Origin of the sequence: Streptomyces sp. NBC_00525, from assembly GCF_036346595.1 — a bacterium.
In the GTDB taxonomy this organism is placed as follows: Bacteria; Actinomycetota; Actinomycetes; order Streptomycetales; family Streptomycetaceae; genus Streptomyces.
The window spans coordinates 3,346,980-3,360,888 of sequence record NZ_CP107834.1 but is presented as its reverse complement, the minus strand read 5'-3'; the positions used below and the strand labels follow the sequence as shown (position 1 = coordinate 3,360,888).

Genomic DNA, 13,909 nt, shown 5'->3' with positions numbered 1-13,909 from the left:
TGACCTGCGGGGACGGTACCAGTACGGCGGGCGGCCCCGCGCACCGGGAATCGGCGTCCGGCGACGCCCGCGCCGGCGGCCGCACGACGCCGTCCGGTGACCGGGGCGAGCCGGTCACCGGACGGATGCGGAAGCCTACGCCGCCGAAGCGCCCAGGACGTCCGCGAGCACCCGCGCCGCGCGTTCCGCGTCCGCGAACCCCACGTACAGCGGTGTGAAGCCGAACCGCAGCACATCGGGCCGGCGCAGGTCCCCGACCACGCCGCGCGCGATCAGGGCGGCCATCACCGGTTCCGCGTCCTCGCACCGCAGCGCGACCTGGCTGCCCCGTTCCGCGTGGGCGGCCGGGGTGACCGAGGTGACCCGGCCCTCGGGGGCGTACGCCTCGACGCACTCCAGGAAGAAGTCCGTCAGCGCCAGGGACTTGGCCCGGACGGCGTCGATCCCGACCCCGTCCCATACGTCGAGCGACGCCTCCAGGGCCAGCATGGACAGGATGTCCGGCGTGCCGACCCGGCCCCTGACCGCACCCGCCGCCGGGGTGTAGCCGGGTGTCATCGCGAACGGATCGGCGTGCGACGTCCACCCCGGCAGCGGGGAGTCGAACGCCGCCTGGTGGCGCTCGGCGACGTACAGGTAGGCGGGCGAGCCGGGGCCGCCGTTGAGGTACTTGTACGTGCAGCCCACCGCCAGGTCCACGCCGTGCTCGTCCAGGCCGACGGGGAGCGCGCCCGCGCTGTGGCACAGGTCCCAGACGGCGAGCGCGCCCGCGCCCCGCACCGCCGCGGTCAGCCCCGGCAGGTCGTGCAGCCGGCCCGAGCGGTAGTCGACGTGGTTGAGCAGCACGGCGGCGGTCCGGGGGCCGACCGTGTCCGGCACATCGGCGGGGGCCACCGGGACGACGCGGTGGCCGGTCATCCGGGCCGCCGAAGCGGCGATGTAGCCGTCCGTGGGGAACGTGCTCGCGTCGACCAGGATCTCGTCGCGGCCCTCCGGCGCCAGCCGGGTCGCGGCGACGAGGGCCTTGAAGACGTTCACGCTGGTGGAGTCCCCGACGACGATCCGCCCGGCCGCGGCCCCCACGATCGGGGCGATGCGGTCGCCGATGCGCTCCGGCGCCGTCCACCAGCCGCTCTCGTCCCAGGACCGGATGCGCAGCTCACCCCACTCGCGGGTGAGGACCTCCTGCATCCGGGCGGGTACGTGGCGCGGCAGCGCGCCGAGCGAGTTGCCGTCCAGGTAGACGGTGTCGTCGAGGGTGAAGCGTTCGCGCAGGGGTGCCAGCGCGTCCTCGGTGTCGAGCGCCCGGGCGCGCTCTCGCAGATCAGACATGGCTGCGGGCCGTCCACAGCTCGGGGAACACGTTCTTCGTGGCCCGCTTCTCCAGCCAGGCCACGCCCGCCGAGCCGCCGGTGCCGGTCTTGGAGCCCATGGCCCGCCGGGTCGCGAGAAGGTGGTCGTTGCGCCATCGCCACACCAGCTCGCCCACATCGGTGAGCACCTCGCCGAGGCGGACCAGCTCGTCGTTCTGGTCCGGATTGGCGTAGATCTCCGCCCACACGGCCTCGACCTCGGGCGACGGCTCGTACTTCCGGGTCAGGTCCCTGCCGAGCACGGCCTCCGGGATCGGGTACCCGCGCCGGGCGAGCAGTGCCAGGGCCTCGTCGTACAGACCCGGTTCCGCGAGCGCCTTCTCCAGCTCCGCGTGGACACGCGGCGCGCCCCGGTGCGGCACCAGCATGGACGCGGACTTGTCGCCGAGCAGGAACTCCATCCGCCGGTACATCGCCGACTGGAAGCCGGAACCCTCGCCGAGCGAGGACCGGTAGGAGTTGAACTGGGCGGGGGTGAGCTGGGCGAGCGGCGTCCAGGAGGCGTTCAGGGCCTCCAGCTCGCGCAGGGACCGCTTCAGCGCGTCCTGCGCGACATCCAGCCGGTCCTCGCGCATCGCGTGCGCGGCGGTCTCCCACTCATGGACGATGACGGTGAACCACAGCTCCATGACCTGGGTGGTGACCAGGAAGACCATCTCGCCGGGGTCGTCCGAGCGGAGGTGCTGGAGGTGGGTCAGGACATCCGCCTGGACGTAGTCCTCGTACGGAGTCTTGCCCTCGAAGTCGAGGTGCGGGGTCGCCGCACCGGTGGCTTCGGGGTCGGGGTGAATCGTCGACATCGCTGTCTCCTCGACACGAGCTTCCGGGTAGCGGTCCGCCCCTTCCCTGCGGAAGTGGAGCCCCGGTCCCCTGTTCGCATCCTAGACTCCGCCCCCGTACGTACGCAGGCCCCGCAGCCGCGGTTGCGGCGGTGCGGGGCCTGCGGTACGGGGCCGGTGGTCCCAGGCCTGTGGTACGGGGTCGGCCTGGATCAGAGCGGATGCCTGGCCGACTAGCCGAGGGTCTCGGCGGCCGTCGGCGAGGAGTCGCGCAGGAACGTCGAGCAGCGCTCGTACTCCTCCTGCTCACCGATGGCCTGCGCGGCGCGCGCGAGGGCGTGCAGGGCGCGCAGGAAGCCGCGGTTGGGCTCGTGCTCGAACGGTACGGGGCCGTGGCCCTTCCAGCCGGACCGGCGCAGCGCGTCGAGGCCGCGGTGGTAGCCGGTCCTGGCGTAGGCGTACGACTCGACGACCCGGCCGCCCTCGAACGCCTCGTCGGCGAGCTGCGCCCAGGCCAGCGAGGAGGTCGGGTACTTCGCGGCGACATCGGCGGGCGCGGTGCCGGCGGCGAGCAGCTCACGCGGCTCCGGGTCGTCGGGCAGGTGGGTCGGGGGCGGGCCCCCGAGCAGGTTCTCGTGGATCGACATGCTCCCAGTGTGCCTGTCCCGGCCGCCCCATCAAGCCCCCCGCCCGGCCACCGCCGCCACCCCCCGGATCAGCGCGGCGAGCCCCGCCTCCACCTTGCCGCGCGGGCACCCCACGTTCAGCCGTACGAAGCCGTCCGCCCCGTAGGTGCTGCCGGGCATCACGGCGACCCGTTCCCGCTCGATCAGCACCCGTTGCAGCGCCTCGTCGTCCCGGACGCCCGCGCGCCGCAGATCGATCCAGGCGAGATATCCGGCCTGCGGCGGCTCCCACTCCAGGGCGGGGAACGCACTGTTCAGCCGGTCGGCGACCAGGGCGAGGTTCCCGGCGACGTACGCGCGTGCCGCGTCCAGCCAGCGCGCGGCCTCCCGGTACGCGGCGATGTGCGCGGTCAGCGAGAGCACCGCGGGCGAGGCGAGGCCCTCCGCCGTCTCCATCCGGCGCAGATACTCGGCGCGGTCCTCCGGGCGGCCGATCAGTCCGTACGAGCCGGTCAGCGCCGGGAAGTTGAACGACTTGGAGGCCGAGGTGACGACTGCCCAGCGCCCGTCGCCTGCGACCCTGGTCCACGGCACGTGCGGGCGTCCGCCGTGCACGAAGTCCGCGTGGATCTCGTCGCTGATCACGGCCACTCCGTGGCGCGCGGCGAGCGCGGCCATGCCGGCCAGCTCCGCCTCCGTCCACACCCGCCCGGACGGGTTGTGCGGGGAGCACACCACGAGGACCGTGCTGTCCGGGCGCGAGAGTTCCCGCTCCAGCGCGTCCATGTCGCCCAGCGGCACCCCGCGCAGTTCCCGCCCGAGCCCGTGGACCGCCTTGCGGAAGCCGTCGTACGTGGGGGTGTGCAGGACCACGCCGTCCCCCTCGGCCGTCCACATCTGGAGCAGCTGGGAGAGCTGGCTGAGCACGGACGGCCCGTAGACCAGCCGTCCGGTGTCGATCTCGGTGTCGTACCGGGTCGCGTACCAGTGCGCGACGGCCGACCGGAAGTCGCCCAGGCGCCAGTCCGTGTAGCCGAACACGCCGTGGTCGATCCGGGCCCGGAGGGCGGCCAGCACCTCGGGGGCGGTCGCGAAGTCCATGTCGGAGATGGTGAACGGCAGCAGTCCGTCCACGCCGAAGCGGTCCGCGACGCCGTCCCACTGGACGCACCAGGTGCCCCGGCGGTCGATGACGGTGTCGAAGTCGTAGGACGTGCTCACAGCTCTCCCTCGGTTCGTGCGTACCGGGTCCGGACATGCCGTGGGCCCGACACCTCTCGGGGTGCCGGGCCCACGCCACACATCCGTACGGAACTACTTCAGCTTGGTGCCGGTGGAGCGCAGGTTGGCGCACGCCTCCGTGACCCGCTTGGCCATGCCGCCCTCGGCGGACTTGCCCCAGCTGCGCGGGTCGTAGACCTTCTTGTTGCCGACCTCGCCGTCGACCTTCAGCACACCGTCGTAGTTGCGGAACACGTGGTCCACGATCGGGCGGGTGAAGGCGTACTGGGTGTCGGTGTCGAGGTTCATCTTCACGACGCCGTTCTCCAGCGCGGTGGTGATCTCCTCGGCGGTGGAGCCGGAGCCGCCGTGGAAGACGAAGTCGAACGGGGAGGTCTTGCCGTACTTGGCGCCGACACCCTCCTGGAGGTCCTTGAGGAGCTCCGGGCGCAGGACGACGTTGCCCGGCTTGTAGACGCCGTGGACGTTGCCGAAGGAGGCGGCCAGCAGGTAGCGGCCCTTCTCGCCCAGGCCCAGCGCCTCGGCGGTGCGCAGCGCGTCGTCGACGGTGGTGTACAGCTCGTCGTTGATCTCGTGGGTGACGCCGTCCTCCTCGCCACCGGTCGGGGTGATCTCGACCTCAAGGATGATCTTGGCGGCGGCGGCCTTGGCCAGCAGCTCCTGGCCGATGGCCAGGTTGTCGGCCAGCGTCTCGGCCGAACCGTCCCACATGTGCGACTGGAACAGCGGGTTCAGACCCTTGGCGACGCGCTCGGCGGAGACGTCGAGCAGCGGGCGGACGTAGCCGTCCAGCTTGTCCTTGGGGCAGTGGTCGGTGTGCAGCGCGACGGTGATGTCGTACTTGGCGGCGACGATGTGCGCGAACTCGGCGAGGGCGACGGCGCCCGTGACCATGTCCTTGTTGTACTGGCCGCCCAGGAACTCCGCGCCGCCGGTCGAGATCTGCACGATGCCGTCGCTCTCGGCCTCCGCGAAGCCGCGCAGCGCGGCGTGCAGGGTCTGCGTCGACGTCACGTTGATGGCCGGGTAGGCGAACTTGCCTGCCTTCGCCCGGTCGAGCATCTCGGCGTATGCCTCGGGGGTTGCGATGGGCATCTGTCCGCTCCTTGGGATGTGCGGGTGTGCGTGCTGGGTCCCTGACCTGGGGGCGACGTCATCGTCGCCCCCATCTTCCCAGACTCTGCTTCCGGCTCCACCCGGCGGTGCCCCCAGCGGGGGCGGTTCCCGCTCGCGGGCGTACGGCAAAGGCGGCCGGTTTCACGTGAAACCGGCCGCCTCCAGGAAAAACCGCAGGTCAGCCCAGGTCGAGGTCCGGGACGGTGTAGGCGTGAACGTACGGGAGGCCCGCCTCCGCGATGGCCGGGGCGGCACCGCGCTCCACGATCACGGCCACGGCCACGACCTCGCCACCGGCCTCGCGCACCGCCTCGACGGCGGTCAGCGGCGAACCGCCGGTGGTCGAGGTGTCCTCGACGACGAGGCAGCGCCGACCCTTGACGTCCGTGCCCTCGATCCGGCGCTGCATCCCGTGGGTCTTCTGCGCCTTGCGGACGACGAAGGCGTCCAGCTCCTGGCCGCGGGCGGCGGAGGCGTACAGCATCGACAGGGCGACCGGGTCGGCGCCGAGCGTCAGACCGCCCACGCAGTCGTAGTCCAGCTCCGCCGTCGCGTCGAGCATGACCTGACCGACCATCGGAGCGGCCTTGCCGTCCAGCGTGATGCGGCGCAGATCGATGTACCAGTCGGCCTCCAGGCCGGAGGAGAGCGTCACCTTGCCGTGGACCACGGCCTTGTCCTTGATCTGCTGGAGCAGCTCAGCACGTACGTCAGTCATGGCTACGAGGATAAGGCGCGGCCTGCGGCCCGCCCGTGCCCCGCCGGTCCGGGCCCTTCGCCGGGCCTCTTCGTCCTGGGCCGGTGCCCGTGCTCAGAGCCGGCGCCAGCTCCAGGTGGTGGCGATCTCCAGCGGCTCGATCGGGGTGACGTAGCGCGGGTCGGTGTTCAGCCCGTTCGGCGGGCCGGACTGCGGCTCCACGCAGACCGCCTCGTCCTGCTCGTCGTAGATCACGACCCACTCGGACCGGCTCTTCACGGTCAGCTCCAGCCGCTGCGGCCAGGTGAGGGTGACGTCGACGCCGTCCGGCATCCCGAAGCAGTCGTCCCACGGGCCGGCCAGCGGCGGAATCCGGCGGCCGGTCGGCAGATGGTCCTCGCCGCGCTCCTCCTGCCAGGCGGCGTCGAAGTCGATCCGGACTTCTTCCCCGGTGTCCAGGCGGCGGCGGAACCACGGGTGCCAGCCGGCCTGCGCCGGGAAGGAGTTCCCGTACGTCTCGATGCCGAAGGCCAGCGTGAGGGAGTCCTCGGCCAGCTCGAAGGTCTGGGTCACCCGGCCCGGATAGGGCCAGGGGTCGGCCAGGTCGTAGTAGAACGACGCCTGCGTCCCGCTCTCCAGCGCGGTGTGCCACGCCGTGTCGCGTCCGGTGCCGTGGATCGCGTGCGGCGGGGCGGTCAGCGGGAGCTGGTGGACGACGCCGCCGTCACGGAACCGCCCGTTCGCGGTCCGGCCGCACCACGGCACCATCGGGAAGCAGCCGTACCGCTCCCCCTGCCGCAGCAGTTCGATACCGCCGATCCGCAGGCTGCTGATCCGGCAGCCGTTGACGGGGTCCACGGTCAACTCTGTGTCGCCGACGGAGAGCCGGACGTCCTTCTCGCTACTGCTCACGGAACGACCCTACTGGCGCCGCTACCTCCGGCGCCGCAACGCCCGGCTCACAGCCACCGCCGACGCGAGGGCCAGCACCGCCGCCGGGGCGACCCAGCGCAGCGCGGCACCCGCACCGACCGAGTCCGGCGAGGGCACCGGGGCGTACCGGCCGCGCGGCGGCGCGTGGTCGACCTCCTCGGCGCTGCGGCCGATCATGGTGCGCCGGGCGTGGGCGGCCTCGGCGGGCGGCTCGTCCGCGACGGTGAACTCGATCCCGGCGACCGGGTCCAGCGACGACGGCGGAATGGGCGCGTCGTACAGCGAGTCCCGCTCCGGCGCCTCCTCGGCGGCCTCTTCGAGGGCCTCCTCCACGGCCTCCCCGACCGCCGCCTCCTCCGCCGTCACCGCAGCGGCCCCCGCCGCCGCGCCGTCCGCCGAACCGGCCGCGGGGCCGTCCGTCCCGTCGTCGCTCCGGGCGGCCAGGGACTCCGTCACGAGCTGCTGCGCGAAGCGGTCCAGCAGGCGGTGGGCCGCGGCCAGCGCCGCCGCAGGTTCGAGGTCCCGCAGCCGGCCGTCGCCGGTCACCTCGGAGTCGAAGGCGATCGACGTGCCCTCGGCGCCCTCCGTCAGCCGGAGGGTCATCGACAGTTGCGCCGAGCCGTCGCCCCGCGCCTCCGCGCCCTCGCCCTCCACCCGGACGATGTGGACGGAGTCCACGTCCGGGTCGCCGGGCAGCGGGGTGAGGCTCAGCGTGCCCCGGTAGGTGATGGTGTGGCCGCCGGCCCGGATTCTGAGCCGGCCCGTCAGGGGGCCCGCCGACGCGTCGGCGTCCTGCTGGAACCCCGGTACGCAGCGGGCGACCCGGACGGGGTCGTCCAGCGTCCGCCGCAGGGCCGGGACCGGAACCGGTACGAACACCTCATGCTCCATGGGCAACGAGCCTACTCAGCCGCGGCCCACACGTCAGCGCTTCCGCACCCTGCCCCCCTCACGGGGCATCCGTCTCACCGCTCCTCCCAGTAGCGGGGGTGCACCAGCGTGGACGGGGCGAGCCCGGCCAGCCGCCCGGCCTCCGCCCGGCGCCCCGCGTCCAGCAGCCCCGGCACGGTCAGCGAGCGCAGCGCCGGCCCGTCCGGGTCCAGGCCGAGCGTGGGCCGGGACGCCGCCCCCGCCAGCAGGAACCCCCAGCCGCGGTCCCCGCCCGAGTCGTCCCGCGCCCGGCCGGTGCGCACCGCGAAGCCCGAGATGCGCCCGCTGATCCGATAGGGGCGCGGATGCAGCCCGGCCGCCCGGATCGACGCGTCGACCGTCCAGAACGTGCGCGGCCGGCTCCGGGGCGGGCCCGCGTGCACCACGAGCCGCCCGTCCGGGGCGAGGGCCCCGGCGACCAGGCCGTAGAACTCCGCCGAGTAGAGCTTGGTGCCGGCGGAGATGCCGGGGTCGGGCAGATCGGAGACCACCACGTCGTAGCGGCTGCGGGCGGACCGCAGCCAGGTGAAGGCGTCGCCGGTCACCGTCTTCACGCGGGGGTCGTCCAGCGCGTGGTCGTTCAGCGCGGAGAGCGCGTGGTCCGTACGGGCCAGTCGGGTGACGGCCGGGTCCAGCTCCACGAGGGTCACGGCGCGCACGTCCGGATAGCGCAGCACCTCCCGCGCGGCCAGCCCGTCGCCGCCGCCCAGGATCAGCACCCTGGCGTGCGGCCCGTTCATCGCCGGGTGCACCAGCGCCTCGTGGTAGCGGTACTCGTCGCGGGAGCTGACCCGCAGCCGTCCGTCCAGATACAGGTCCAGGGAGCCGCGGCCCTCCCCGGTCAGCACGACCTCCTGCACATCCGTCCGCACGGCGACCCGGACCTGGTCCCCGAAGACCGCGCGCCGCGCCGCACGCTCGAAGTCGTCGGCCAGCACGGCGGCCGTCGCCAGCACGGCGATCACCGTCACATTGGCGGCGATCAGCAGCCACCGGGCGCGGCGCGGCACGTCCCGCCGGAACACCCACAGCACCAGCGCCCCGCCCGCCGCCGCGTTCACCGCACCGGTCAGCAGGGCGCCGGTGAGCTGGCCGAGCGTCGGCAGCAGCAGGAACGGGAAGGCCAGGCCGCCGACGAGCGCCCCCACGTAGTCCGCCGCGAAGAGATCGGCGACGGCCCCGCCCGCGTCCTGCCGGTCCACCCGCTGGATCAGCGTCATCAGCAGCGGGATCTCCGCCCCGATCAGGACCCCGATCGTCAGCGAGAACCCGACCAGCGCGTACTGCGATTCGCCGAACCAGGCGAACGACGCGTAGAGCACCAGCGCCGAGAAGCCCCCCACCAGGGCGAGCGCCGCCTCGATCAGCCCGAAGCCCACCGCGGCCCGGCCGCGTAAACGTTTCGCGAGCAGGGAGCCGATCCCCATCGCGAACACCATCACGGAGAGCACCACGGACGCCTGGGTGACCGAGTCGCCGATCAGATAGGAGGCCAGCGCGACGAGCTCCAGCTCGTACACCAGTCCACAGGCGGCGCAGACGAAGACGGCGGCCAGCACGAGAAAGCGACCGGTCCGCGGTCGGACGGGTAGCCGCGCCGCGCCCCCTCGCAGCGACACCTGCTGGTCGATCATGCCGCGAACGCTACGTGACTCACCGCTTACACCACGTCACCCACAAGGGTGCAAGCGGCGCACCCGAGGCGCAGTCGGCAGATGTCACAGCGCCGCCGCCGGCATCCGCACGCCCACCCGCGTACGCGTCGCGACGAGGCGGCCCTCCTGCGGGTAGGCGTGCCAGGTCCGCCACCGCACCTGGCCCTCGGTGCGCTGGGCGAGCATGGCGGTGAAGGCGTGCGGGCTGCCCGGAAACGTACCGGCCAGGCCGTGCGGGTGGTCGGCCACGAGCGCGAGCAGTTCCTGGGCCCGGCCCGCGAACGAGCCGGCGCCCAGCGTCTCGACGCGCGCCGCGAACTCGTACTCCCAGTCGCCGATCCGCTTGGCGACGCCCAGCGGCAGCGGGGTGCTGCTGCCGGGCATACAGGCGACGGTCTCGGAACAGCTGCCGCGCTCCTCCTCCAGGAGGACCTGGTGGGAGGCGCCGAGCAGCCTCAGCTGCATGGTCGCGCCGGCGAGTTCGAGGTCGAGGACGGCCAGGGCCGGGAGCGGTTCGCGCCCCAGCGCCCAGGCCAGATCGGCGGCACGGGTATCGGAATAGGCCGTATGAAGGGTCGTGAGCATGGATCGGCTCCGCAAACACGCATGGACACGTGGACAGGGGACGCCCCCGCGTGGTGCGCGTGGGAGGTGGGAAGCGCCCGATCAGGTCCAACTGGGGTCCGAGGGCTGAATGTTCTCTCCACCGAGGGAATCACGACTACGGCGCACTCACAGCGTTTTTGCCCAACTTGCCGGGGTTTCCAGCCCCCTCGGGGGGCCGTCCGCTCACGTGTTCACCGAAGACCCGCCGAAGACCTCAACAAAAAGGAACCCGGCGGGACTTGGCGCACGCACCACGTTCCCGCCGGGCCTCTCGCGGACCAACTGCCCCGTGTCAGCTGCCTCCGCCGCATCCGCCCCCGCCGCCGCACGAGGAACCCCCGCCGCACGAGGAACCTCCACCGCAGGAATGCCCGCCGGAATGCCCGCCGCCCCCGCACGACGAGCCCCCGTCGCCGCCGCCGGCCCACCAGCTGCCCCCGGCCGCCGAGCCGCGCGCCGTACCGCGCCGCCTGCTGCGCACCGGCGCACGCCTCCGTCCACCGGACCCCGCCACCATCGCGACGAGCACCACGACCAGTACGACCAGAATCACCCCGGCCAGCACACCGCCCATGACCTCACGTCCTTCCGTCCCCCGAAGCGAGGCCCCCCGCTCCGCGCCCGTTCCGGCGTGAGAGTGAGATGCCCGTGACCGCCCGCCGCCAAAGCGCACTTGAGCAAGTCCAGAGCTTGCGCGCAGGATGGCGGCCATGACAAAGGGACGACCGCTACTCAACCGCCGCCTCGCCGAGTTCGGTACGACGATCTTCGCGGAGATGTCCGCGCTGGCCGTCCGCACCGGAGCCATCAACCTGGGCCAGGGCTTCCCGGACACCGACGGCCCCGAGGAGATCCGAGAAGCCGCTGCCCGTGCCCTGCGCGCCGGCCTCGGGAACCAGTACCCGCCGGGCCCCGGGGTCCCCGAGCTGCGTACCGCGATCACCGACCACCAGCAGCGGCGCTACGGCCTGGCATACGACCCCGACAGCGAGGTCCTGGTCACCGCCGGGGCCACGGAGGCCATCGCCGCCTCGCTCCTGGCGCTCCTGGAGCCGGGCGACGAGGTCATCGCGCTGGAGCCCTACTACGACTCGTACGCCGCCTGCATCGCCATGGCGGGCGCCACGCGCGCACCCGTCACCCTGCGTCCCGACGCCTCCGACGGCGTCTACCGGCTGGATCTCGACGAACTGCGCGCGGCGGTCACGCGCCGTACCCGGCTGCTGCTGATCAACACCCCGCACAACCCGACCGGCACCGTCCTCGACCGCGAGGAACTGGCCGCGATCGCGGCCCTGGCGTGCGAGCACGATCTGATCGTCGTCACCGACGAGGTCTACGAGCATCTGGTCTTCGAGAACGAGCACCTGCCGCTCGCGGGCTTCCCCGGCATGCGTGAGCGCACACTCACCATCTCGTCCGCCGGCAAGACGTTCTCGTACACCGGCTGGAAGATCGGCTGGGTCACCGGGAGCCCCGAGCTGGTGACGGCGGTCCGCTCCGCGAAGCAGTTCCTGACGTACGTCTCCGGCGGCCCCCTCCAGTACGCCGTCGCCGAGGCGCTGCGGCTGCCCGACAGCTACTACGAGGAGCTGCGCGCGGACATGCGCGCCAAGCGGGACCTGCTGTGCACGGGGCTCACGGAAGCCGGGTTCGCGGTGTACCGCCCGGCCGGCACGTACTTCGTCACCACCGACATCCGCCCGCTCGACGCGGCCGGTGACGGCATCGCGTTCTGCCGGGCGCTGCCGGAGCGGTGCGGGGTGGTGGCCATCCCCAACGCCGTCTTCTACGACCACCGGGAGCAGGGCGCCCCCTTCGTCCGCTTCGCCTTCTGCAAGCGGATGGATGTGCTCCAGGACGCCGTGGGCCGGCTCAAGCAGCTCTGACACGGGGCGAGGCCCGGCGCGGGATTCCCCGCTCCGGGCCTCGTCACACCTGCGGGCGTCATACCTGCGGGCGTCACACCTGCCGGCGTCATACCTGCCGGCGCAACCGGCGTCAGGCCTGCTCCGTGCCCTCCGCGGCCTTGTCCTCGGCCGAGGTCAGGCCCAGGCGCTCCAGCAGCCACTTGTCGAACTCGATGGACGCGCGCACCCAGCTGACCGTCGAGGAGACGAAGTGCTCCAGGGAGACGCCGGTGCCGATGAGCATCTGCGCCTCACCGATCAGCCGGATCGAGGGGCCGGTCTCCGGTGCGCCCTCCTCGTGCTCCTCGTGCTCGTGGGTGTGCGTGTAGACCTTGGGCCACAGGGTGCGGCGGTTCCAGTCGTCGATCGCGTCGAGCAGGACCGGACGCAGGTCCGTGTCGTGCGGGCGGTCGTAGAACGTGCGGACCGAGAAGACCTGCTGCTCGCCCTCGCCGCGGAACATGAAGTACGTGCGGAATTCCTCCCACGGCGCGGCGAGGTCGCCCTCGTCGTCGACGACGTACTTCAGCTCCATCTGGTCCAGCAGCTGCTTGACGAGGTCCTGGTCGGGGACGACGGGGCCTGCGGGGCCTGCCGCCTGCGGTCCGGGCTGGGCCCCGAAATTGGGAATCGAGGACGGGTCGATAGACATCGCTGGTACTCCTGTGGATCTCGTGGTTTCCTGCCGACGACCCTAGCTTCGTTTGGCCGCCGAGGCGTAGACCGTCCGGGCCTACGCCTTTCCGGGAATCATCTCGGCCCCGGTGCCCCGGGCCCGTGACCAGGCCGCGGCGGCCAGCACGGCGCAGACCACCCCGAGCAGCCCGCAGGCACCGATGGTGTTCGCCGAGGACCCGGTCAGCTCCGTGATCGCACCCCCGGACGCCACGCCGATGCCCTGCATGGCGATCATCCCGGACCGGGCGAGGCCCAGTGCCTGGCCCCGCCGGTCGGCCGGGGTCAGCAGGACGAAGGTGGCCCCGGCGGTGATCTGGTACGCCGAGCAGACCCCGGCGAGGAGCAGCAGAAGCATCGCCACTTCCGCGCTGGGATCGAGCAGATAGGCGACGAGCGGCACGTTCGCGGCGACCGCCAGGGGGCCGAGCAGCCGGCGCCGGTTCTCGTCGCCGACCTCGGACCGTCCCAGCAGGGCCGCCCCCAGCACCATGCCCGCCGGATGCGAGGCGAGCAGCAGCCCCACCGCGTACGCCCCGCCGCCGGCCTCGTCCGCGAACGGGGCGGCCAGCCCCTCCGGCAGGACGATGAAGCCCGCGAGCCAGCCCAGCAGGAGCAGCGAGCGCAGTCTGCGGTCCGACCAGATCAGCGCGGCGGCGTCGCCGACGCGGGCGCCGAGCTTCGCCGTACGGGCCGCGTCGCTCGTCACCGGGCGGGCCTTCACCCCGAACCGGATGAGGGCCGCGGAGAGCAGGAAGGTCGCCGCGTTCACCGCCAGCGAGCGGTTGCTGCCCAGCCAGGCGGCGAGCAGCCCGCCCCCGGCGAAGCCGACCAGCTGGCCGACCTGGTGGGTGATCTGCATGATCCGCTGGCCCCGCTCGTAGCGTTCGGTGCCGAGCACGGTGGGCAGCAGCGCGCCTTGGGCGGCGCCGAAGGGCGCCTCGGCCAGTTGCGCCAGCACCAGCAGTCCGGCCAGGAGCGGCAGCGGCATCCCCGGCAGCGCCATCAGCCCGACCAGCGCCATCCGGGTCAGGTCGCAGCTCACCATGACCGTGCGCCGGGGGAACCGGTCCGCCAGCCCCGAGAGCAGCACCCCGGAAAGGAGCGCGGGCAACGTGGTCAGGGCATAGGTCGCCGCGGTCCATCCCGGTGAATCCGTGCGCTCGAAAACGAGCAACGACAGCGCCACCCGAGCCAGCTGGTCGCCCAGGATCGACTGAGCATAAGCGGCCCAAAGGGTACGGAATTCACCGAGCTGAAAGAGATTGTCCGAGCCGGGCTTCTTGGGCCCGTTGTTTATCTCATCGCCTATCCGCTCGTTCATACGGGCACGCTACCGGCCCGTCTTTGCGACTTCTAACCCCCGT

At 72.6% G+C, this 13,909-nt stretch carries 13 protein-coding genes; 1 reads left to right on the top strand and 12 read right to left on the bottom strand.

The genetic code is table 11. From position 1 onward, the window contains the following. Positions 1-135: 135 nt before the first annotated feature. The 10 genes from kynU to OG710_RS14710 all read right to left on the bottom strand — a co-directional run bounded on the left by kynU (position 136) and on the right by OG710_RS14710 (position 9,936). Positions 136-1,332: a kynureninase gene (gene kynU / locus OG710_RS14755; RefSeq protein WP_330239746.1), complete on the bottom strand. Its 1,197-nt coding sequence runs from the start codon at positions 1,330-1,332 to the stop codon at positions 136-138. Further along, positions 1,325-2,173 (bottom strand): tryptophan 2,3-dioxygenase family protein, encoded by an 849-nt coding sequence (locus OG710_RS14750; RefSeq protein WP_330239745.1) that lies wholly within the window; start codon positions 2,171-2,173, stop codon positions 1,325-1,327. The genes kynU and OG710_RS14750 overlap by 8 nt, the downstream gene beginning before the upstream one ends. 212 nt (positions 2,174-2,385) lie before the next feature. After that, a complete protein-coding gene (locus OG710_RS14745) occupies positions 2,386-2,799 on the bottom strand; it encodes a DUF3151 domain-containing protein (RefSeq protein ID WP_330239744.1) in 414 nt (137 codons plus the stop codon). Between the two features lie 30 nt (positions 2,800-2,829). After that, the gene (locus tag OG710_RS14740) at positions 2,830-3,999 is read right to left on the bottom strand and encodes a MalY/PatB family protein (RefSeq protein ID WP_330239743.1); all 1,170 of its coding nucleotides are present in this window, start codon (positions 3,997-3,999) and stop codon (positions 2,830-2,832) included. Between the two features lie 93 nt (positions 4,000-4,092). Next, the gene (fbaA, locus tag OG710_RS14735) at positions 4,093-5,115 is read right to left on the bottom strand and encodes a class II fructose-bisphosphate aldolase (protein ID WP_111329947.1); all 1,023 of its coding nucleotides are present in this window, start codon (positions 5,113-5,115) and stop codon (positions 4,093-4,095) included. Between the two features lie 199 nt (positions 5,116-5,314). Then, positions 5,315-5,854, bottom strand: coding sequence for an orotate phosphoribosyltransferase (gene pyrE / locus OG710_RS14730; protein WP_111329946.1), 540 nt, complete (start codon positions 5,852-5,854; stop codon positions 5,315-5,317). Positions 5,855-5,947: 93 nt separating this feature from the next. Beyond that, complete coding sequence (locus OG710_RS14725) at positions 5,948-6,745, bottom strand: aldose epimerase family protein (protein ID WP_330239742.1); 798 nt, start codon at positions 6,743-6,745, stop codon at positions 5,948-5,950. Positions 6,746-6,766: 21 nt separating this feature from the next. After that, positions 6,767-7,657: an SRPBCC domain-containing protein gene (locus OG710_RS14720; protein ID WP_330239741.1), complete on the bottom strand. Its 891-nt coding sequence runs from the start codon at positions 7,655-7,657 to the stop codon at positions 6,767-6,769. 74 nt (positions 7,658-7,731) lie between these two features. Further along, positions 7,732-9,330: a polyamine aminopropyltransferase gene (locus tag OG710_RS14715; RefSeq protein WP_330239740.1), complete on the bottom strand. Its 1,599-nt coding sequence runs from the start codon at positions 9,328-9,330 to the stop codon at positions 7,732-7,734. 84 nt (positions 9,331-9,414) lie between these two features. Beyond that, positions 9,415-9,936 (bottom strand): DUF2617 family protein, encoded by a 522-nt coding sequence (locus OG710_RS14710; protein ID WP_330239739.1) that lies wholly within the window; start codon positions 9,934-9,936, stop codon positions 9,415-9,417. A 731-nt stretch (positions 9,937-10,667) separates the two neighbouring features. Between OG710_RS14710 and OG710_RS14705 the strand changes: the two genes are divergently transcribed. Then, positions 10,668-11,846, top strand: coding sequence for a pyridoxal phosphate-dependent aminotransferase (locus OG710_RS14705; protein WP_330239738.1), 1,179 nt, complete (start codon positions 10,668-10,670; stop codon positions 11,844-11,846). Between the two features lie 112 nt (positions 11,847-11,958). On the opposite strand, the gene OG710_RS14700 is transcribed toward OG710_RS14705, so the two are convergent. Continuing rightward, complete coding sequence (locus OG710_RS14700; RefSeq protein ID WP_330239737.1) at positions 11,959-12,519, bottom strand: YbjN domain-containing protein; 561 nt, start codon at positions 12,517-12,519, stop codon at positions 11,959-11,961. A gap of 81 nt (positions 12,520-12,600) precedes the next feature. Next, entirely contained in the window at positions 12,601-13,866 is a 1,266-nt protein-coding gene (locus OG710_RS14695) for an MFS transporter (protein WP_330239736.1), read from the bottom strand. Between the last annotated feature and the right edge of the window lie 43 nt (positions 13,867-13,909).